Genomic DNA, 296 nt, shown 5'->3' with positions numbered 1-296 from the left:
ATATGTGTATAAGAGACAGGTCTTGGTCTTCAGAGGTTGCCTCTAAAACCTATTTATTGGATACCTATGTTACATCTAAGCCTACGTGGCATGTCTATCGTTGGAAAGGGAAAGTTTCGGTAGACAGAGAGCAACATGCTGTGGAGATATCTAGGGCTTTAGCTCGAAATCTACGTTCTCGCGCGCCAAAAGAAATCCCCAGCGAGCCGGGCTTTTGCATCGACCACGCTTATATTGCAGGGGATAGTTTTCAAGTGGAGAGGTTTGGAGTGGGAGTCACTTTCCCTGAGCACCCC

The 296-nt window shown here is 47.3% G+C and carries 1 protein-coding gene; it reads left to right on the top strand.

Going from position 1 to position 296, the window contains the following annotated elements; all coding sequences use genetic code 11:
• Positions 1-2: 2 nt before the first annotated feature.
• A partial coding sequence (locus tag ACLJNW_RS24375) for a T6SS immunity protein Tli4 family protein (RefSeq protein WP_410961239.1) occupies positions 3-296 on the top strand: 294 nt, incomplete at its 3' end.

Origin of the sequence: Salmonella sp. SAL4457 (assembly GCF_046548235.1) — a bacterium.
In the GTDB taxonomy this organism is placed as follows: domain Bacteria; phylum Pseudomonadota; class Gammaproteobacteria; order Enterobacterales; family Enterobacteriaceae; genus Salmonella; species Salmonella enterica.
The sequence above is the reverse complement of the archived record's forward strand: the minus strand, read 5'-3'. Positions and strand labels throughout refer to the sequence as shown.